The organism is Azospirillum terrae (assembly GCF_053470425.1).
The window spans coordinates 250,085-272,140 of record NZ_JBPXMR010000002.1; the positions used below are offsets into that span (position 1 = coordinate 250,085).

Annotated in this window: 8 protein-coding genes; 6 read left to right on the forward strand and 2 right to left on the reverse strand. The window is 68.3% G+C overall.

All coding sequences use genetic code 11. The features are described from left to right. Nucleotides 1-141: 141 nt before the first annotated feature. The 6 genes from ACSVDD_RS07670 (at nt 142) to ACSVDD_RS07695 (ending at nt 20,115) form a co-directional block, all read left to right on the forward strand. The gene (locus ACSVDD_RS07670) at nt 142-11,913 is read left to right on the forward strand and encodes a SwmB domain-containing protein (protein ID WP_448188739.1); all 11,772 of its coding nucleotides are present in this window, start codon (nt 142-144) and stop codon (nt 11,911-11,913) included. 478 nt (nt 11,914-12,391) lie between these two features. Further along, nucleotides 12,392-13,204, forward strand: coding sequence for a carbonic anhydrase (locus ACSVDD_RS07675; protein ID WP_448188740.1), 813 nt, complete (start codon nt 12,392-12,394; stop codon nt 13,202-13,204). Between the two features lie 28 nt (nt 13,205-13,232). Beyond that, complete coding sequence (locus ACSVDD_RS07680; protein ID WP_448188741.1) at nt 13,233-15,689, forward strand: bacteriohemerythrin; 2,457 nt, start codon at nt 13,233-13,235, stop codon at nt 15,687-15,689. 399 nt (nt 15,690-16,088) lie between these two features. Then, complete coding sequence (locus ACSVDD_RS07685; protein WP_448188742.1) at nt 16,089-17,369, forward strand: c-type cytochrome; 1,281 nt, start codon at nt 16,089-16,091, stop codon at nt 17,367-17,369. Further along, entirely contained in the window at nt 17,369-17,866 is a 498-nt protein-coding gene (locus tag ACSVDD_RS07690; protein ID WP_448188743.1) for a (2Fe-2S)-binding protein, read from the forward strand. The genes ACSVDD_RS07685 and ACSVDD_RS07690 overlap by 1 nt, the downstream gene beginning before the upstream one ends. Continuing rightward, nucleotides 17,863-20,115, forward strand: coding sequence for a xanthine dehydrogenase family protein molybdopterin-binding subunit (locus tag ACSVDD_RS07695; RefSeq protein WP_448188744.1), 2,253 nt, complete (start codon nt 17,863-17,865; stop codon nt 20,113-20,115). Before ACSVDD_RS07690 ends, ACSVDD_RS07695 begins: the two co-directional genes overlap by 4 nt. On the opposite strand, the gene ACSVDD_RS07700 is transcribed toward ACSVDD_RS07695, so the two are convergent. Then, the gene (locus tag ACSVDD_RS07700; RefSeq protein ID WP_448188745.1) at nt 20,093-20,917 is read right to left on the reverse strand and encodes an RNA polymerase sigma factor; all 825 of its coding nucleotides are present in this window, start codon (nt 20,915-20,917) and stop codon (nt 20,093-20,095) included. The genes ACSVDD_RS07695 and ACSVDD_RS07700 overlap by 23 nt on opposite strands. Nucleotides 20,918-21,235: 318 nt before the next feature. Further along, nucleotides 21,236-22,018: a Crp/Fnr family transcriptional regulator gene (locus ACSVDD_RS07705; protein ID WP_448188746.1), complete on the reverse strand. Its 783-nt coding sequence runs from the start codon at nt 22,016-22,018 to the stop codon at nt 21,236-21,238. Nucleotides 22,019-22,056: the final 38 nt, after the last annotated feature.

The following is a 22,056-nucleotide window of genomic DNA, read 5'->3' on the forward strand; positions in this document are numbered from 1 at the left end:
TGAGCGTGTTTTTTGCTGGTGCGATGGGTTTTGCGTAGATTTGATTAGTATGCGCTTCAACCTAAGCAATCATAAGTGTGCGGACCGCCACGACGGCGTGGACCGGCTCGACGGGCGGAAGAGGGTACGGGGATGGGCATCATGAAGCGCGCCAAGGGCGATATGTCGAAGCGGATGGCGGTGCCGAACGCCTTCGGTGCAACCGCGCTGGTGCTGGAGCCGCGCTTCCTGTTCGACGCCGCGGGCGTGGCGACGGCTGCCCAATGCACGTTCACCGACACCCATGCGAACGCCATGCCCGATGGTGAGTCGCATCCCACCGACACCCATTTGATGGACGCGCTCGCCGCCACGCCGGCTCCGGCCGTAGACGGGGCACCGCCCCGGCGGGAACTGGTGGTGGTCGACCCGTCGATCGCCAACCGGGAGACCCTGCTGTCGGACCTGCGGCCCGGCACGGAGACGCTGATCCTCCAGGCCGGGCGTGACGCGCTGACGCAGATTGCCGAGGTTCTTCAGCAGCAGCCGGGCTTCAACGCCGTGCACATCCTGTCGCATGGATCGCCCGGCGAACTGGCGCTTGGGGACACGGCGCTCACGCTGAACAGCATCGCCGACCACGCGGCGGAACTGAACGCGATCCGTACGGCGCTGGCGCCGGATGGCGACATCCTGCTCTACGGCTGCGACGTGGGCGCCGGACAGACCGGCGCGGCGTTCCTGGGCCGCCTCGCCGAGGCGACCGGCGCCGATGTGGCGGCGTCGCGCGACGCGACCGGCTCGGCCGAGCGCGGCGGCAACTGGACCCTGGAGGTCACCACCGGCAGCATCGAGTCGCAGGTCTTCGTCAGCAGCCGGGCGCAGTCGGAGTACAAGGGGCTGCTGACCTACACGCTGTCCAGCGCCAGCGGCTGGGTGCCGCTGATGGGCAGCGGAACCAACGATCCGGTGGGCGACAGCCAAGCCAAGGCGGCCGACACCGATCTGGTCGGCGACGCCACCCACGCCGTGCTGTACGGGGCCTACGACGACAACGGGACGCCGAACAATCCCAACGACGACCTGATGGCGTTCCGCATCCGCATCGACAATCCGACCAGCTCGACCAACTTCGGCGGCGTTGCGGTGGTCGGCATCGACGCCAACGCGGACGGCCGGGTGGACGTCTTCATCGGCGTAGACGGGCGCAACAACACGCAGGCGATCCGGCTGTTCGACCCCGGCACCGGGCTCAACAACTCGCCCAACACCACCAGCACCTCGCCGCTGCCCATCGGCTGGCTGCCGAACAATGGCGTGTACGGGTTTACCGCGTCCAACTACGCGGTCACCGCGGTCAGCTCAGCCAACGACCCGCAATGGGACGGCACCGCCGATTTCGGCCATGACGGCAAGACGGACGTCTTCGTCAGCTTCAAGATTCCGGTTGCCGACGTTGCGACGGTGCTCGCCAAAGCGTCACCGGTCGATCGCAACGGTGTGGTCGGCCCGCGCGGCGCCACCGGCATCGCGGGATTCACCAAGGACACCTCCGTTGCGTACGTCTTGATGACGGAAACGCAGCCGGGCCCCCTGAACGGCGACCTCGCCGGCGTTGGCAGCAACTACGACAAGAACGCCACCTTCGCCTCGCTTGGCGCCTTTACGGCGACGATGACGCCTTCCAACCCGGCGGCGTCCGGGCAGTCGGTCTCCATCAACCGAGCGATCGGCGACGGCAACCTGTCGGCCAGCGAGGACAGCGCCGTGCTCATCCGCGGCACGGCGGGCACGCATATGGCCGATGGGAGTTGGACCGCGGACGGCACGTGGGTCAAGCTCACCATCACCGATTCCGCGAACAACACCGTCGTCGACTACGCTCCGATCAGCGGCGGTGCCTGGCAACTCACCAAGAATCTGAGCGGGCTGACCGACGGCACGCTGTCCGTCGGGGCGGAGCTGTGGAGCAAAGGGGACAGTTCGGGCGCGCACGTTGCGGGCTCGGTCGGCGACGCCACGGCCGTGCTGCACGACCGCACACCGCCGGTGGTCACCGTGTCGCCGCTGGCCACCACGGGCCGGCCGACGATCACCGGCACCTCGGATCTGCCCGTTGGTTCGGTCATCACGGTTACCGTCGATCCGAACGGCGACGGCATCCTGACCGATGCGGTCGTCTACAGGACGACCGTGCTCTCCGGTGGCGTGTGGAGCGTCGATACCGCCAATGCCACGCCGTTCAGCGGCACGGTGGGGGCCGGCGGCTTCCTGAGCTACGCGGGCGTCAAGGCAAGCGGCACCGACAGCGCCGGCAACACCACGAACACCGCCGCCATCGACAAGCCGATCGTCAACGGGCTGACGACCAACAGCCTGATTCCGACAATCAGCGGCAGCTGGGGCGGCGCCAGCGGCGGCACCGACAGCTTGGCGGTTCGGGTCAACAACGTCACCTACACCACGTCCAACGGCCTGATCATCTCCGGCAACGCCTGGTCCGTGGCGCTGGTGGCGAACACCGGGGTCAACGCGCTGGCGGCCGGGAACAGCTACGACGTGGTGGCGACCGTGACGCGGACGTCGCCGAGCGGCAGCACGACCGACGCCAGCACGAACGAGCTGAGCATCGTGTCCGGCCCCTCGGTCGACATCGGCGGCGACGGCGTTGGGACGGCCGGCACCACCACCCTGAACAAGCCGACGATCACCGGAACGGCCACGCCGAACGCGGTCGTCGTGCTGGTCATCGACATCGACAACGACGCCGCAACGACGAACGACCGCGTCACCTATTCGGTCGTCGCCAACGGCAGCGGCGCTTGGTCGATCAACACCGCGTCGGCCGTGCCGATCGCCGGGACGTTCCCGTCGGCGGGCCTGTCCGGGATCGTCGGGCTGACGGCCACCGTCACCGACTCCAGCGGCCGCACCGCCGTCGATACCCAGGCCCTCACGATCAGCGTACCGTCGATCTCCATCGCCAGCGTCAGCAACGCCTTCCCGGTGTCCAGCGGCATCACGGCCGACGGCATCCTCAACGGCACCGAGGACGACGCGGCGGTCATCCTGATCAGCGCCACCAACGTCGCGACCAACCAGACCATCGCGGTGAGCGTCAGCGACGGCGTGCACAGCGCCGTCACCGGGACGGCCTCGTACGATGCCACGTCCAGCAAGTGGAAGGCGACGCTGAACCTGTCGTCGCTCAACGACGGGACCAACAGCCTGACGGTGTCCGCCAATTTCAACAGCGGCCAGGCCACCGCCTCGACGACCGTCAGCCACGATTCGCAGGCCTACGCCACCGTCGTGTCGGGCGAGACGACTCAGAACAACGTCACGCTGACGGGCACCGCCGACGCGACCGCGGCCACGCTGCTCATCAAGATGGACAACTACTCGAAGAACGGGACGCTGTCGGGCACGACCTACTATTCGGTCTCCGGCGGCACCGTCAACGGGCAGGCCGGCACGACGGGCGGCGTGACGTTCACCAACGGGACGTGGACGCTGCCGGCGGTGTCGGGCAACCTGTTCAACAACACCGGCGAGGCCATCGTCCTCACCGTCTCCGGCTTCGACGCCGCCGGGAACGCGGTGAGCGCCACCGGCCGCTACGCGCAGATCGCCAACAACGCCACGGCCAAGACCGTGACGATCAGCACCATCGCCGGCGACAACGTCATCGACGCGACGGAAGACTCGGCGCTCACCATCAGCGGCACCACCAACGTCTCGGGCGGTTTCGTCAAGGTGATGCTGACCGACGGCTCGAACACCATCACCCAACAGGTGCAGGCGGGTACGACGCTGAGCAACGGCTCCTACACCTGGAGCCTCACCAACCAGAACCTGCATTCCTGGCGGACGGGCACGCTCCTGGTCGACGCGCAGCTCGTCGCCGCGAGCGGCAGCTCGACGATCAACGCATCGGCCTCCGCGACGCCGACGCACACCGCCAGTTCCACCCCGCCGACCATCGCCATCACCTCGCCCATAGGCGACGGCAATCTCTCGGCCACCGAGGACAGCTCGGTCACGGTAACCGGCACGACGACCAACGCCGTCGGTTCCACCGTCACGGTGACCGTCACCGACGGCACCCTGACCAAGACCGGCACCGCCACCGTCGCCGGCAACGGCACCTGGACGACGACGTTCGACTCCGCGCACTCCAACGTGCTGTCGGGCCTGGCGGACACCACCCTGCAGGTGTCGGCCTCGGTGACGGCGAACGGCTCCACGGTGAACGCGTCGACCACCGTCCTGCACGACCACACGGCGCCGCAGCTCGCCGTCACGCCGCTGCTCACCACCGGCACACCAGTCATCGCGGGGACGAGCGACCTCACCGCCGGCTCCACCGTCACCGTCACCATCGACCCGGACAACGTCAGCGGCAGCGCCGCCAGCGTCACCTACAAGGCCACCGTCCTCAGCAACGGGACGTGGTCGGTCGACCTGTCGTCGGCGACCCCGATCAGCGGCAACCTGCCGGTCGGCGGGCTGACCGCCTACGCCAAGATCACCGCCACCGGCCAGGACGCCGCCGGCAACAGCACGACCGCCACCGCCGTCGACAAGCCTGTGGTCAACGCGCTGCTCACCAACAGCACGACGCCGACGGTCACCGGCACCTGGGCGAACATCGCCGGCGACACGCTGTACGTGGTCATCAACGGCAAGGCCTACGCCACCACGGCCGGGCAGTCCGTCACCCTCGGCGGCACCACCTACACGACGGTGAGCGGCCTCACCGTCAGCGGCGACACCTGGTCTGTCGCCGCCCAGGCGCTGGCGGCCGGCACCTACGACGTCAAGGCGTACGCCACTGACGGCACCGCGCAGGCCCTCGACGCCACCAGCGGCGAGCTGGTCGTCGACACCACGGCGCCGACCGTGGGCATCTCCGGGATCTCCACCGATTCCGGCAGCTCGACGACCGACTTCATCACCAACGACAACACGCTGGTCTTCTCGGGCACCGCCGAGGCCAACGCCAACGTCCTGGTGACGCTGAAGGACCCCGCCGGCGCCACCGTGTTCTCCACCACGGTGGTGGCGGCCGGCGGCACCTGGTCGGTGGACCGCACCGGCCAAGCCGGCTTGGCTGACGGCACCTACACCCTGTCGGCCACCGCCACGGACGCCGCCGGCAACAGCGGCACCGCGACCAGGGCCGTGGTCGTGGACACGGCGGCCAGCATCGCCATCACCAACAACTTCAAGGTGACCAGCGCGGCGCCCATCATCACCGGCTCCAGCGACCTGGAGGCGGGCCGCACCATCGACGTCCTGGTGAACGGCGCGACCTATGCGGTCCAGGTTCAGAGCGGCGGCGGCTGGAGCCTCGACCTGTCCAGCGCGACCCCGGCCTCCGGCACCAAGGCGGCGCTGGTGGACGGGCAGAGCTACACCGTCAGCGCGACCGGCACCGACCTCGCCGGCAACACCGGCACAGGCAGCAAGTCCATCCTGGTCGACACCAGCGCCCCGAAGGTCAGCATCGCCGGTCCGCTGGACTGGGCCGGCAATTCCAACGGCACCCTGACCTTGAGCGAGGATACCGCCGTCGTCATCAAGGGCACGACGGCGAAGGGCGCTTCGGCCACCGCGCTGGCCGGCGGCCAGATCGCCGTGCTCATCACCGACGGCACCACCACCTTCAGCGACACCGCCACCGTCCAGTCCGACGGCACCTGGACGCTGAGCGCCTTCAACCTGCGCGGGCTGGCCAGCGGCGCCATCACCGTCACCGCGACCTACGTGGATTCGGCGGGGGCCAGCTACAGCGACATCGCGACGGTCGTGCACGACAAGAGCGGCCCTGTGTCCATCGACGCCATCAGCGCCGACACCGGAACACAGGGAGACTTCATCACCTCCGACACAACCCTGCTGTTCAAGGGCACGGCGACGGCGGGGCAGGCCGTTGCGGTCACCCTGACGAATTCCAGCAACGCCACCGTGTTCTCCGGCACCGTGGTCGCCGCCTCCAGCGGCGTGTGGACCTACGACAATCAGGCCAACAGCCTGCCTGCCGGCACCTACACGCTGACCGCCGTCAGCAACGGGACCACGGCGACGCAGCAGGTCGTCGTGGACACGGCGGCGCCGGCGGGCCCGGTGACCGTCGCCAACCTGACCACCAGCAGCGTCACCCCGACCGTCACCGGCACCGCAACCGTCGGCACCGGTGAAACGCTGTCGGTGACCGTCAACGGAAAGACTTACACGGTCGGCGACGGCAGCCTGAGCCTCTCCGGCGGCAACTGGTCGCTGAGCATCCCGACCAGCGACGCGCTGACGCCGGCCACCGCGGACCACGGATTCAACGGCGTCTATTCCGTCACCGCGACCATCCGCGATGCGGCGGGCAATGTGCTGAGCGATTCGACGAACAGCGAACTGACCATCGCCGACACCGTTAAGCCGGTGATCGACCTCGACAGCGTGGCGGCGGGCGTGGACCGCACGGTCACCAGCGTCAGCGGTGTGGCCGTAAGCCTGGACAACAACAGCGCGGCCGCGACGCTGGTCGAGGCGAACAGGTTGCAGAACGTCACCATCACCGTCGCAGGCCTCCAGGACGGCACCAGCGAGAAGCTGATCTTCGGCCAGACGACGCTCGCCGCCGACGGGTCGGGGGGCAGCCTGACGGGCATTCTGGTCGGTGGCGTGAGCGTCAACATCGCCTTCTCCAACGGCGTCTTCATCGTCGTCAAATCGGACTGGTCGAACATGACCGCCGCCGAGGGGCAGGCGATCATCCGCGACATCCAGTACCAGAACGCGCTCGGCAGCGGCTCGACGACTGGCCAGCGGACCTTCGCGTTCAAGACCGTCGATGACGCGGGCAACCTGTCCGATGCCGCGACCGCCACGGTGTCGGTCGCGGGCAACATGGCGACGCCGACCATCGCCTCGGCCACCGACGACGTCGCCCCGGTCAGCGGCACGCTCAGCAGCGGTGCGCGGACCGACGACACCGCGCCCCTCCTGAACGGCTCGCTGAACGCCGCCCTCAACACCGGCGAGGTGGTGGCGGTCTATCGCGACGGGACGAAGATCGGCAACGCCACGGTCTCCGGCACCTCCTGGACCTATCAGGACAGTGGCCTCTCCGATGGCACCACCTACAGCTACAGCGCGCGGGTTCTGAACGGCGCGGTGCAGGGGACCGCCTCCGCCAGCTTCTTGCTGACCGTCGACACGACGGCGCCGGCGGCGCCGACGCTGGCGCTGACCACGGCGTCGGACAGCGGCGCCAGCAGCAGCGACCGCATTACCTCCGTCACGACGCCCACCGTGCGCGTCACCTTCACCGGAACGGGCGGCACGCTGCCCGGCGTCGGCGACGTGGTGAAAGTCTATTCCGGCGGCACGCAGGTCGGCACCGCGACGCTGGTCAGCGGCAACCTCGCCAGCGGCTACGTGGACATCACCACCACGTCGCTGGGCGCCGATGGGGGCAAGTCGCTGACCGCCGACATCACCGACGACGCCGGCAACGCCGGCAGCGCGTCGAGCGCGCTGTCGATCACGCTGGACACCACGGCCCCCGTGATCAGCGGCGCCAGCATCAGCGGCAACTCGCTGGTGCTCACCTACACCGAGGCCGACAGCCTTGACGCGGCAAACGCCGCGGGTACCGGCGCCTTCACCGTGAAGATCGGTGCCTCGACCGTGGCGGTGACCGCGGTCAGTGTCGATGCCCCCAACAAGACGGTCACGCTGACCCTCGCCTCGGCGGCGACCGTCGGCCAGACGGTGACGGTCAGCTACACCGACCCGACCGCGGGCAACGACGCCAACGCCGTTCAGGACGTGGCCGGCAACGACGCGGCGACCGTCATCAATTATTCCGTGACCAACGGCACCAACAATCAGGCGCCGACCGCCGGGACGGTGACCGCCGCCGACGTCGGGCAGTCGGACAAGGCCGGGACCTCCCACAGCATCACCATCGCTTACAGCGACAGCGACGGCACCATCGATACCGCCTCCATCGGCACCGGCAACATCACCGTGACCAAGCCCGGCGGCGGCACGCTGGCGGTGACCTCGGCGACGTGGAACAACGGCGTGGCCACCTACACGGTGACTCCGCCGGGCGGCAGTTGGGACGATTCGGACAACGGCACCTACACCGTCGCCATCAACGCCAATCAGGTGAAGGACAACAACGGCTCCTACGTGGCGGCCAACAGCAGCGCCAAGACCTTCACCGTCTCCATGGACACCACCGCGCCGTCGGCGCCGACGCTGGCGCTGCAGAACGACACGGGCGGCAGCAGCTCCGACAAGATCACCGGGAACGGCGCGTTGAGCGTCGGCGGGGTCGAGACCAACGCCTCGGTCGAGTACAGCACCGACGGCACCACGTGGACCACCACCGCGCCGACCGCGGCGGAGGGCTCCAACACCGTCTATGTTCGGCAGGTGGACGCGGCCGGCAATGCTTCGGCCAGCGCGTCGCTCACCTTCACGCTCGACACCACCGCGCCGACGGTCAGCAGCGCGACGGCCAATGGCAACACGCTGGTCCTCACCTACAGCGACGCCAACGCGCTGGACGCGGTGAACAAGGCCTCATCGAGCAACTTCGCGGTGACCGTCGCAGGCCAGTCCGTGGCGGTGAGCGCCATGTCGGTGGACGCCAACGCTCGCACGGTGACGCTGACGCTCGCTTCCGCGGCGCTCGCCAATCAGGCGGTCACCGTCACCTACACCGATCCCAGCGCTTCCGACGACGGCTCCGCCACGCAAGACATCGCCGGCAACGACGCCGCGACCTACACCAACACCGTGGTCACCAACACCACCGGCGTCGCCACGCCGACGCAGACCGTCTCCATCACCAAGGCGGTGGACGACGTGGCCGCGGTAACGGGTGACCTTGCTTCGGGCGGCACGACCAACGACAGCGCGCCGGAGCTGGTCGGCACGCTGTCCGGCGCGCTGACCGGCAGCCAGGTGCTGCGGGTCTACCGCAACGGCACGGCGATCGGCACCGCGACGGTCAGCGGCACGGATTGGACCTACACCGACGGCAGCCTGTCGAACGGCCAGACCTACACCTACACCGCCCGTGTCGAGGACGGTGCCGCGCAGGGTTCGGCCTCCTCCAGCTTCGGGCTGGTCATCGACACCGGGGCGCCCTCGGCGCCGACGCTGGCGCTTCAGACCGACAGCGGCGCCAGCGCGACCGACAAGAACAGCAATGCCGGCACGCTGAGCGTCGGCGGGGTCGAGACCAACGCCACGGTCGAGTACAGCACCAACGGCACCACGTGGACCACCACCGCGCCGATCGCATCGGAAGGCTCCAACACGGTGCAGGTCCGGCAGACCGACGCGGCCGGCAACGTGTCGCCGAGCACATCCCTCACCTTCACGCTGGACACCACCGCCCCGGTGGTGTCCAGCGCCGCGGTGAACGGCTCCTCGCTGGTGCTGACCTACACCGAAGCCAACAGCCTGGACGCCACCAACCCCGCCGCCGTGGGCCGCTTCGCAGTGAGCGTCGATGGACAGAGCGTGACGGTCAACAGCGTGTCCGTGAACGCCGCCGCCAACACGGTCACGCTGTCGCTCGCCACCCCGGTGACGTACGGGCAACTGGTCAAGGTGGGCTACACCGATCCGAGCGGCAGCGACGACGCTGCGGCGACCCAGGACCTCGCCGGCAACGACGCCGCCAGCGTCTCCAACATGGCCGTGACCAACGACACCCCCAGCACGGGCCTGCCGGTCACGCCGACCGTCGCCGCGGCCACCGACAACTCCGGCACGCCGACGATCACCGGCACCTGGGGCGGCACCAACAGCGGCACAGACACGCTGTCGGTGGTGATCAACGGCAAAACCTATACAGTCGGCCACGGCCTGACCATCGACGGCACGCACTGGACGGTCTCGGTCCCAACCGCTGACCGGTTGGCCGACGGCACCTACGAGGTGACCGCCACGGTGACCCGCCAGGGTGGTGGACAGGCGGCGGACGCCACCGCCAACGAGTTGCGCGTCGATGCCACCGCGCCGGCTGCGCCGCTGCTCAGCCTGCCCGGCGCTTACGACACCGGCGTCAGCACCACCGACAAGCTGACGGCCACGCCGACCGTGCGCGTCACCTTCGCCGGCACGGGCGCCACGGCCCCGGTTGCCAACGACGTGGCGACGGTCTTCCTGAATGGCGCGGCGGTGGGCACGGCCTCCATCAGGCAATCCGACATCTCCGCCGGATACGTCGACGTCGATCTCACCACCATCGGCGCCGATGGCTTGAAATCGCTGACCGCGACGATCACCGACACGGCGGGGAACCACAGCGTCGCCTCTACGGCTCCGCTGGCGTTGGCGCTGGACCGCGCCGGGCCGCAGGTCACCGGTGCCGTGGTGAACGGGCCATTGCTGACGCTGTCCTATTCCGACGCCTCGCCGCTGGATTCGGTCAACACGGCGACGGCCGGTGCCTTCGCGGTGACGGTCGACGGGGCCTCGGTGGCCGTCACGGCCGTTGCCGTGAATCCGGGCGCCAAGACGGTCACCCTGACGCTCGCCGCAGGCGTCGGTGCCGGCCAGACGGTCGCCATCGCCTACACCGATCCGGGCGCCCAGGTGGTGACCGCCACCAGAGACGCGGCGGGCAACCACGTCGCCTCCTTCCAGGCGCAAGGGGTGACCAACGTGACCCCACCGCCGCCCGACAACAGCGGATCGACCACGACGCCGGTCACCCCGACACCGCCGGTCATCCCGACGACACCTGTCACTCCGACGACACCGGTTATCCCGACGACGCCCGTCACTCCGACAACGCCCGTCACTTCGACGCCGCCAGTGGAACCGCCGCCGGTAGAACCGCCGGTCGTAGCGCCGACCGTCACGCCGGCTCCGGCGGTGACGCCGCCACCCCCGCCGGTCACGACCGCGCCGCCGCCGCCACCCTCGACCCCGGCGACGCCGCCCGCGACGACGGCGCCCCCGACGCCATCGATCCTGTCGGTCGTGCAGAGCAATTCGACCGGTTCGTCGGTCAGCACGACGGTGCCGGTGGCGCCTTCGACGATCGTGTCCATGGTGTCGGTGATGACTCCCGTTCCCGTGGCGCCTCCCACGCCGACGCTGGTGGCTCCGGTGGTGGTGGCGCCGGCCCCCGTCGCGCCGGCTCCGGCGGCTCCCGCGGCCACACCGTCGCCGACGAGCGTTCTGGCGCCGACCGGCAGCCAGGATGCAGCGGCCGGCCGTCCGTCCGCGTCGCCGTTGACGGGGACGGACTCCTTCGCCAGCGGTTCGTCGCGGGCGAACAATCTGCCGGCGGCGGTGGTCCTGGCACCGCAGGGCACCGGCAGCGGTCCATCGCTCCAAGTGATCGGCACGGTGGGCGATCGGGCAATCAGCATCGGGCAGGCGAACAACATCCCGATCCCGGCCGGCACCTTCCAGAGCACCGACCCGCAGGCCAACGTGACGTTGGAGGCGACGCAGTCCGACGGCTCGCCGCTGCCGGTGTGGCTGAAGTTCGATTCATCCAGCGGGACCTTCACGGGCAACCCTCCAGCCGATGCCCAGGGCTCTGTCAACATCAAGGTGATTGCCCGCGACGACCAGGGTGCCCAAGCCGTGACGGAGTTCCGCGTCAACGTCGGGAAGATCACCGGCGCGGATGCGCCGGCAGGAAGCGACACCAAGCCGGTCCCGGCACCGACCCCGACACCGGCCCCGGCTCCGAACGGACAGGGCGCGGCTCCCCAGGACGGCCAGCCGTCCGAGTACGCACCCAACAAGCCCGATCAGCGGACCGATGCGGAGCCGCTACCGGTTGGCAAGCTGGCCTTCAGCCGGCAGATCGGGGCCGCCAACAGCAACAGCCTTGCCGCGGAGGCCGCCGCCCTGCTGAACAGCCTGGAGGAGATGCTGTTCGGATAATGCCGGGAGCACCGGGCGCCGTGTTGCATGGATGGGGGGCGTAGGCCCAGGCCCTGTATCTGTCGTGCTCCCCCATCAAGCGGCACTGCAACAGTAACCGGCCACGACGACAGTGGCTGGGTGGGTTGGCTATGGTGGTGGGTCGTGCTCCACGGGGTGGTGCCACCGCTCCAGAGCCTGTGTCTTGATCAGGTTGTGAAGCGGCGTCCAATCCCGGCTAGGGAACTTGCACGCAATCACCGGAGCAGGGCGCCGATCCACATTCCGGCGCCATTAGTAGAGCAAGTGCTCGTCGTCGCGAGTGGTTTTGATTCGCTACCAATTTGCATTCTGCATTTGCAATATGCATATGAACAATGGCCGACCATTAAGTCTTTTGTAATAATTCGTGTGCGTAAGTGTATCGACTCCAGCGCAATGTCATTGCCGCCCCGGCGCGGATCGCTGGTGATCCTGTCTTCGATCCGGACATGACGCCATGAAGAACCAGAACATCAGACGCCGCACGCTTCTCGGCGGATTGGCGCTCGGTGGCCTCGCCGCCTGCCCAATCTGTGCCGCCACCGTGCGTTCCGCCTTGGCTGATACGGGACAAAGCGCGCACCCCGGCGGGGCTCCACATTGGTCCTACGAGGGCGCCGGAGGACCAGAGCACTGGGGTGAGCTGACGCCCGAATTCCGGTCATGCTCGCTTGGCTTGGAGCAGACGCCCATCGACCTGAACGGCGCCATTCGGGCCCAGGTCGGTCAGTTCGACATTGCCTTCAAGCCGATGCCGCTGCGCGTGCTTAACAACGGCCATACCATCCAGGTCAATTGCGATGCGGGAAGTGGCACGACGATCAGCGGCACGCGCTACGAGCTGGTGCAGTTCCACTTCCATCATCCCTCCGAGCACCTGCTCTCCGGCAAAGCGTTCGACATGGAGTGCCATTTCGTCCACAAGGCAGCCTCGGGCGCGCTGGCTGTCGTCGGCACCTTCATCACGCCGGGTGAGGCAAACCCCGCGCTTCAACCGATCTGGGACGCCATGCCCAAGCAGGCTGGCCCTGAGAAGGCGGTCGCGAGCGTGAGCGTGGACCCCAATGGTCTGTTGCCGTCGAACCGCGCTTACTTCCGCTACGCAGGATCCTTGACCACGCCCCCCTGCTCGGAAGGGCTGACCTGGACTGTGTTTAAGGAACCGGTCCAGGCGTCCACCGAGCAGATCCGGCAGTTTGCTGCATTGTTCCCCAACAACGCCCGCCCCGCGCAGAGCCGGAACCGCCGGTACCTGCTGGAAGCCTTGTGATTCTTCGGAAGACCAGGAGATCTCGATCATGGCTCTCGCGTCATCCCACGCCGGTGCGTCGGCGTTCGCCAATCTGAGCATCCGGGTGAAGATTCTCATTGGCTTCGCCTGCGTGCTCGCCCTCCTCGTCGGATTGGCGGTGAAGGGGTATCTGTCCTTTGCCACGGTGCATGAGGAATTCGGCACCTTTTCGCAGCGCGTGGGTGTCGTCGCCATCGCACGAGACATCGACCGCAGTGTGCTCGACATGCGCCGCAACGTGCGCGAATTTGCCACCCTCGGCCTCGAAGAGCGGGCCGTGGCGGCGCAGAAGATCGCTGTCCAGCTGCGCCAGGAGTATGACAAGGGGCTGTCCACCATCCGCAACCCCGAGCGACTGGCCAAGCTCAGGGCGAGCAAGGAGCAGTTCGAGATCTACGCGAAGGATTTCGAGCGGGTCATTGGCTGGAAGCATGAGGAAGACAAGCTCATCAGCGAGGTGCTTGACCCCTCGGGCCTGAAAATTCGCGAGCTTTTCGAGAAGCTGCGCGCCGCGGCTGTGAAGGACGGCAACAGCAACGCAGCGACCCTGGCAGGCGCGGGGCTCGAAACGTCCCTGCTGGCGCGCCTCTACGCGAACAAGATGCTGGCCCGCCACGACAACGACTCCGCCACCGCGGCCGAACAGCGGTTTACCGAGCTGGAACGCATTCTCAAAGCACTCGACGGCGCGACGAGCGGCACCAGCTACGCCGAACTCGACAGTGATGTCGCGGCGCTGACGGCCAAGTACCACAATGCATTCCGCCGTGCGTCCGAGTTGAGCCACGAGCTGGACGTCCTCGTCAACATCGAGATGAGGAAGGCCGGTGACGAGATCTCGACAGACGTCGGGTTCATCCGCGACAGCGGCATCGAGGACGAGCATAAGGTCGAGCAGCAGACGGAAGCGCTGATCGGCTCCACCCAGAGCATGATTCTCATCCTGTCGGTCGCGGGCTTTGCCATGGGGCTGCTGATGGCTTTCCTGATCGGCCGGAGCATTTCTGCCCCGGTGGTGAGCATAACGGACGCCATGCATCGCCTTGCCGAGGGAGACAAGTCCACCACCATTCCCGGCGTCGGCCGTAAGGATGAGGTTGGGCAGATGGCCGAGACGCTCCGGGTCTTCAAGGACAATCTGATCGCCAACGAGCGGATGCGAGAGGAACAGGAAGAGGCCAAGCGCCGCAGTGACGAGGAACGCAAGGCGGCGCTGCGCAAAATGGCGGACACCTTCGAGGCCCAGGTGGGCTCCGTGGTGCAGGCCGTGACCTCGGCCGCCACCCAGCTTCAGGGCTCGTCCAAGTCGATGGCGGCCACCGCTACGGAAACCAGCACTCAGGCGACCACCGTGGCGAGTGCGGCGGAGCAGGCGTCGGGCAACGTCCAGACGGTGGCTGCGGCCACTGAGGAACTGGCCAAGTCGATCAACGAGATCGCCAGCCAAATGGAACGCTCGCAGTCCGTTGCCGACCAAGCCAACTCGGAGGCGCAACACACCACCGAACTCATCCAGACGCTGTCGGGAAACGTCGACAGCATCAGCGAGATCGTTGAACTGATCAACTCCATCGCCAGTCAAACCAACCTGCTGGCCTTGAACGCCACCATCGAAGCGGCGAGGGCCGGTGAGATGGGCAAGGGCTTTGCCGTGGTGGCATCGGAGGTGAAGAACCTCGCCAACCAGACCGCCAAGGCCACGGACGAGATCTCGTCCAAGATCTCGACCGTGCAGAGCGGCACCTCGGACGCCGTGCAGGCCATCGGCTCGATCACGCAGGTGATCACGCAAATGAGCCAGATCAGCTCGGCGGTGGCCTCGGCGGTGCAGGAGCAGACGGCGGCGACCGGCGAGATTGCGCGCAACGTCGAGCAGGCGGCGCTCGGCACTCAGGAGGTGTCGCGCAACATCGGTGAAGTGGAAGCGGCGTCGCGCGAAACCGGTCGGGCGGCCGAGCAGACCAACGAAGCGGCGGGCGAGCTGTCGCGCCAAGGTGACGTTCTGAAGAAGGAGGTGCGGCGCTTCCTCGATCAGGTGCGGTCCGATGAGAAAAGCATGCGCTTGATCGAATGGGATGAGTCGCTGCGTGTCGGCATCCCCGAGGTGGACCGGCACCACAGTGACGTGATCGAGCAGATCAACACCTTCTACGGCAAGATGATGTTCGGTGAAGGCGAGGCCGGGGCGGCCGATATCGCAGCCGCGCTGGAGCGGACCATGAAGACGCATTTCGCTGAGGAAGAGCGCGAGATGCAGAAGGTCAGCTATCCCGACCTTTCGACTCACCGTTCGGCCCATGAGGGCTTCTTCCGAACCTTCGACGCACTGAAGCGGCGGGTGGAGGCGAAGGAGAAGAACGCCAGCACGGCGCTGTTCGAGTTCCTCTCCACGTGGCTGAAGGAACACATTCTGAAGCACGACAAGGAGATCGCCTTGTACATGCGGAACCGCCGCGCGGCTTGATTCGGCTGATGAAAGGGCGGGTCCTTCGTGGCCCGTCCGTGAATCCGCATCGGCTCGAAATCCACAGTTACCCGAGGTGATGTCTCCTCGCGGGTAGCCCGAGGAGGTCCTGCCCGACACCCGCGAGGTGCTCTTCAACGAGCGCTTTCATGCGTTTGCCTGCGGGCATCATTCTTGCCCGCCATGTTCATGCACCCTTTCCGATCCGGTGCACAGCGAACAGGACGACTGCTGGCCGGTTCCTCGCCATGGGTGGCGTGCGCATCTGGTCCTTCGGGGTAGAGCCGATGAACCCGGACGCACGATTGCACTGCGAAAAGTGAAGCTTGTTGTTGTCTGGCAGAGGGCAGGCCGCGACATCCGATTCCGGGGAGCGGCCGCCGTGACCGGGACACCTCCATGAAACGCCTGCTTCTCGCCCTGGCCCTGCTGGTCGCCATTGGCGCGGCTGGTTTCACCGCGCTGGCGTGGCGCCCCGCCGCCGATCCCATCGATCCGGCGAAACGGCCGGACTTCATCCCCGCCCAAGTGACCAAGGGGGCGCAACTGGCGCTGATGGGCGACTGCGCGGTCTGCCACACCAAGCCGGATGGCAAGCCCTATGCCGGCGGCGCGCCGTTGCCGACGCCGTTCGGCATCATCTACGCCACCAACATCACGCCCGACCCCGACACCGGCATCGGCCGCTGGTCGGAGGATGCGTTCCGCCGCGCCATGCGCGACGGCGTGGACCGCGAAGGCGACCACCTCTACCCCGCCTTCCCTTACGACCACTTCACCAAGCTGACCGACGAGGACATCGGCGCACTCTACGCCTTCCTAATGACGCGCGAGCCGGTGCGGCAGGAGACGCCGCGCAACGATCTGCCGTTCCCGCTGAGCTTCCGGCCGGTGCTGGCCGGCTGGAAGCTGCTGTTCCTCGACAAGGGGCCGGTTCAGCCGGCGGCCGGCAAGGACGCGGAGTGGAATCGCGGCGCCTACTTGGCCGAGGCGTTGGCGCATTGCGGCGCCTGCCACACGCCGCGCAACCGGTTGGGCGCGGTCGAGCGCGACAAGCCCTTCGCCGGCGGCAGCGCCGAGGGATGGCATGCGCCGGCACTGAATGCCCAGGCGCCGGCCCCGGTGCCGTGGACGCCCGACCGCCTGTTCACCTACCTGCGCTCCGGCCAGGAAGAGCGGCACGGAGCCGCCGCCGGGCCGATGGCGCCGGTCGCGCACAATCTGGCGCGGGCACCGGAGGCGGACGTGCGGGCGATCGCCGCCTATGTCGGTTCCTTCGCCGGTCCCGCCACACCCGACCACATGAAAAAGGCCGAGGATCGGGTGGCGAGCGCCGGCCACCCGCCGGACACCGCCTCCGAAGGCGGTGCCATCTACGCTGCGGCTTGCGCGACCTGCCATCGCGGCGGGCAGGCGCTGGCTTCGGGTGGCGTGCCGCTGGCGTTCAGTTCGGCGGTCACCGGACCGGACCCGCGCAACCTGATCCACATCGTCCTCGACGGGGTTCACCCCACCGGCAGCGATGCCGGCCCGATCATGCCGGGCTTCGCCACGGTGTTGACGGATCGGCAGATCACGGCACTGGCCGCCTACCTGCGCGGCACCTTCGGCAATGGACCGGACTGGAGCGACGTCGAGGCCACGGCGCGCCGCATCCGCCAGGGAAAGGAGACGTCCTGATGGTCACCCTCACCGTCAACGGCAAGGCCCAGCGGGTCGATGCCGACCCGGCGACGCCGCTGCTCTATGTGCTGCGCGACGACCTTGGGCTGAACGGCGCCAAGTTCGGTTGCGGGCTGGGTCAGTGCGGGTCCTGCACGGTCCTGGTCGATGGCAGGGCGGTGTTTTCCTGCGTGACGCCCATCCTGCTGCTGGAGGGCCGCAAGGTCACCACCATCGAGGGGCTGGGCAGCGCGGAGAACCCCAGCCCGTTGCAACGCGCCTTCATCGAGGAACAGGCGGCGCAGTGCGGCTATTGCATCGCCGGCATGGTGATGCGCGCGCAAGCGCTGCTGCAAAGCAAGCCCAACCCCTCGGACGCCGAGATCCGCGAGCACATGAAGACGAACCTCTGCCGCTGCGGGACCCACATGCGGATTCTGAAGGCGGTCAGGCGCGCCGCAGGATCGGTGCAGACCGCCGAGGCGGTAGCCGGAACCGAGGGAGGCCGGCGATGAAGGGGCTGTCGCAACGTGGCGTCACCCGCCGCGGCGTGCTGGCGGGCGGGGCGCTGGTGGTCGCCTTTACCATGACGCCGTTGTGTCACCTGCTGGCGCAAGAGGCGCAGAACGTCGGCAAGGAGCCGAACAAGGCGCCGCAATTGCCGGGCAGCCTGAAGGACGCCCCGATGCTGGATTCCTGGATCCGCATCGGCGCCGACGGCAAGGTCACCGTCTTCACCGGCAAGATCGAGTTGGGCCAGGGCATCAAGACCGCGCTGATCCAGGTGGCGGCGGAGGAGTTGTCGGTCGATCCGAAGCGCCTCACGCTGATCACCGCCGACACCCAGACCACGCCCAATGAGGCCTACACCGCCGGCAGTCATTCCATGCAGGACAGCGGCACGGCGCTGCTCAACGCCGCGGCACAGGTCCGCGGCATCCTCACCGATCTGGCGGCACAACGTTTGGGCGTGCCCGCCGACCAGCTCGAAGTGAACGACGGCGCGGTGAGCGCGCCGGATGGCCGCCGCGTCGGCTATGGCGAGTTGGTGAGCGGGCAGGAACTGCACCGGGAGGCGACGCCGGCCTCGCCGCTCAAGGACCCCGGCGCCTACACGGTGATCGGTCAGGCGATGCCGCGCGTGGACATCCCGGCCAAGGTGACGGGCGGGCCGGCCTATGTGCAGGATCTGCGGCTGCCGGGCATGGTGCACGCCCGCGTGGTGCGCCCGTCCACCCGTGGCGGCCGCCTGCGCGCCGTGGATGCCGGCGCGGTCGAGCGGATGCCCGGCGTGCTCAAGGTGGTGCGCGACGGCAGCTTCCTCGCCGTCATCGCCGAGCGCGAGTTTCAGGCGGTCACCGCCCGGCAGGCGCTGGCCGAGGCGGCGCAATGGGACGCCGGACCCGTGTTGCCCGAGCGCGCGGATATCTACCGTTTCATCGAGGCGCAGCCGGCCGAGATCCGCCCGATCCGTGACGATCATGGAGCGCCGCCAGCGGGGGCGAAAACGGTGGAGGCGACCTTCCACCGGCCTTACCAGATGCACGCCTCCATCGGGCCGTCCTGCGCGGTGGGGCTGTTCCAGGACGACAGGCTGACGGTGTGGACGCACAGCCAGGGCGTCTACCCGCTGCGCAAGGCGCTGGCCGAAATGCTGCGCATGCCGGCCGACAGCGTGCGGTGCGTGCACCTCGAAGGCTCGGGGTGCTATGGCCACAATGCCGCCGACGACGTGGGTGCCGACGCCGCGCTGCTGGCGCGCGCCTTTCCAGGCCGGCCGGTGCGCGTGCAGTGGATGCGCGAGGACGAGCACGGCTGGGAGCCCTATGGCCCGGCCATGGTGTCGAAGGCGCGGGCGTCGCTCGACGCGTCGGGGCGCATTGTCGACTGGCAGTATGATGTGTGGAGCAACCCGCACAACGCTCGCCCCGGCGCTGCCGGCAACCTGCTGGCCGCGCAGTTCCTGGAGGCACCGTTCCAGCCACCGCCGCCCAAGCCGTTGCCGCAGCCGGAGGGCGGCGGCGACCGCAACGCCATCCCGCTCTACGCGCTGCCCGCCGCACGCGTCGTGCACCACTTCATCCCGGTGGCCCCCATGCGCACGTCGGCGCTGCGGGGGTTGGGCGCTTACATGAACGTCTTCGCCATCGAGAGCTTCATGGACGACCTCGCCGCCGCGGCCGGCGCCGATCCGGTGGAGTTCCGCCTGCGCCACCTGGAGGACCCGCGCGCCCGCGACGTGGTGACCACGGCCGCCGAGCGCTTCGGCTGGGCGCAGGCGGCGGCCCTGCCCAAGGGACGCGGGCGCGGCTTCGGCTTCGCGCGTTACAAGAACCTCGCCGCCTACGCCGCAGTCGCCGCCGAGGTGGAGGTGGAACATGAGACCGGCCGCACGCGGCTGGTGCGTGCCGTCGCCGCGGTGGACAGCGGGCAGGCGGTCAACCCCAACGGCATCCGCAATCAGATCGAGGGCGGCATCCTCCAGTCCATGAGCTGGACGCTGTTCGAGGCGGTGGACTACGGCCCGGAGGGGATAAGGAGCCTGGATTGGAGCCGCTATCCGATCCTGCGCTTCCCGCAGGTGCCGGACAGCGTCGAGGTGCACATCCTCGACCGTCCCGGACAGCCCTTCCTGGGCACGGGCGAGGCGAGCCAGGGGCCGACCTCGGCGGCGGTGGCGAACGCCGTTGCCAACGCTGCCGGCGTGCGCATTCCCGATCTGCCGCTGTCCGCCGACCGGATCAAGGCGGCCATCGGGGTGTGACGGCATCGATCCGGGCTGAGGGTCGCCGCCACTGCGCCCGGCCAATGGCCGGCGGACCGCGGAGGTGAATGGTCCCCTGCGCCGGCACCCGCCATGGCCATCCTCGAAGAAGAGCCGGGGTGGCGTGGGGAACGCGGACTTGGCCCGGCAAGGCATGGCGGGACAACGCCGCCAGGCACGCCGGCAGCGCGGAGGGACGCGGCCGGCGCACGGTCGGCGCGGTGGGAGGCTCAGTGGGAGTTGGCGTCGCCGGCGACACCGATGGTTTTGACCCGCCGTGAGGGAGGGGCGGAGCGGCGCGCGGTGCAAGGGGACGTTCGACGCGCCGTCGCCGCTCCATGTTGTGGCGGATCTGCTCCCTGGCGCGGGAGAGGCGTGAGCGGATGGTTCCCACCGGCACGCCCAGGCGCTGCGCCGCCTCCTGGTACGACACGCCGTCGATACTCACCAGTTCGATCAGGCCGCGCTGGCGCGGCGGGAGGGCTTCGATCGCCTCTCCAACCTCGTCGAGGGCGATCCGCGCGATTTGCGGTGCGGGAACAACGCTGTCGTGTTCATCCAATTCGACATGCGGACGCCGCTGGTTGCGGCGGCACTCGGTAAAGAAGAGATGCTTTAGGATGGTCATCAGCCAGGCTTCCAGGTTGGTGCCCGGCGCGAACTTGTCCGCGTTCCTCAGCGCGCGTTCCAGGCAGTCCTGGACCAGATCCTCGGCGGCTGCGTGCTCGCCCGCGAGTTTGTGGGCGTAGCGCCGCAGCTCCGGGATGCACTCCACCAACTCCCCATCGAAGGATGTGGGCATGCCGGAATCCTGCTTTTTGCGGCGGTAACCGTGCGGGAAACGTCATCGTCTCCCTTCAGCGACTCCAACCGGTCTCAGAGGAGCCGGTTCCGCAGTTCGGCACATATGTTCGCGATTTAATGATTGCGGTCATACGGCCGGCGCATGGATGCTTCCATGATCGGCCGGCCGTATGCCCCTCTCGCACATTGCCTAGCGCGCTTTCGTTCCGAAAGCGCTGGCGGCAGCCCTTTGCCGCTGGCAAAGGGCGAGAGCTGCGCAATGTGCTGCCGGGTTGTATCGAAGGCGCTTGATGGAAGACATCAAGCGCCTTCGGTATCAGAGGATCAGCCGCTGGATCTGCTGCCCCAGGGACGTGTAGCCGGCGAAGCCGGCGAGCTGCTCGCGGTCGAGGATGGTGAGCCGCCCACCCTCGACATGGGCGAGCCGCCGTTCGCGCAGCTCGGCGAGCGAACGGTTCACATGCGTGCCCGACAGGCCGGTGGCGTCGGCAAGGTGCCGGCGGCGCAGCGGGAAGTCGCAGCACCCGTCGCGCAGTTCGCCGGCCTCTTCGAGCCGCTCGGCCAGTTCCAGCATCAGGTAGGCGATGCGCTGCGGCCCCAGGGTGCGGCCCAGCACGGCGAGCCGGCTGTCGGCGCGCCGTTTGTCCTCGGCCAGCGTGTGGATCAGGGCCCGGTTGAGCGCTGGACAGTGGGTGCACAGGTCGTCCAGCGACGGCGCCTTCAGCCGGCACAGCACGACGGGCGTCAGCGCGGTGACCTCGTAGTCCCAGTCGCCGAGCATTGCCACGTGCAGTCCGAAGACGTCGCCCGGCAGCAGGATCTCCACGATCTGCCGCGAGCCGTCGCCCAGCCGGATGGAGCGGAACGCCCAGCCCGTGTAGAGCGTGAAGATGAAGCCGCAGGCGGGCCCGGCGTTGAGCAGCCGGGCACCGGCGGGCCGCACGATCTGGCGGTCCCGGAGCTTGGCGACATAATCCAGCTCATCCTCGCCGAGCGGCTTGAACAGGCGCGACCGCCGCAGGGTGCAGTCCTGGCAGGCGACGTTGGGGGCGCCCCGCCGGGCTGGCGACTGGTTGCCGTGTTCGGACGCCTGATCCATGACCCGCTCGCACGAGGCCGCATCCACGAGAAAGGCTT

Bases quoted from the DNA above. Each gene is read 5' to 3' on its own strand.
- ACSVDD_RS07670 (WP_448188739.1), top strand. From the start codon at position 142: ATGAAGCGCGCCAAGGGCGATATGTCGAAGCGGATGGCGGTGCCGAAC.
- ACSVDD_RS07675 (WP_448188740.1), top strand. From the start codon at position 12,392: ATGAAGAACCAGAACATCAGACGCCGCACGCTTCTCGGCGGATTGGCG.
- ACSVDD_RS07680 (WP_448188741.1), top strand. From the start codon at position 13,233: ATGGCTCTCGCGTCATCCCACGCCGGTGCGTCGGCGTTCGCCAATCTG.
- ACSVDD_RS07685 (WP_448188742.1), top strand. From the start codon at position 16,089: ATGAAACGCCTGCTTCTCGCCCTGGCCCTGCTGGTCGCCATTGGCGCG.
- ACSVDD_RS07690 (WP_448188743.1), top strand. From the start codon at position 17,369: ATGGTCACCCTCACCGTCAACGGCAAGGCCCAGCGGGTCGATGCCGAC.
- ACSVDD_RS07695 (WP_448188744.1), top strand. From the start codon at position 17,863: ATGAAGGGGCTGTCGCAACGTGGCGTCACCCGCCGCGGCGTGCTGGCG.
- ACSVDD_RS07700 (WP_448188745.1), bottom strand. From the start codon at position 20,917: ATGCCCACATCCTTCGATGGGGAGTTGGTGGAGTGCATCCCGGAGCTG.
- ACSVDD_RS07705 (WP_448188746.1), bottom strand. From the start codon at position 22,018: ATGGATCAGGCGTCCGAACACGGCAACCAGTCGCCAGCCCGGCGGGGC.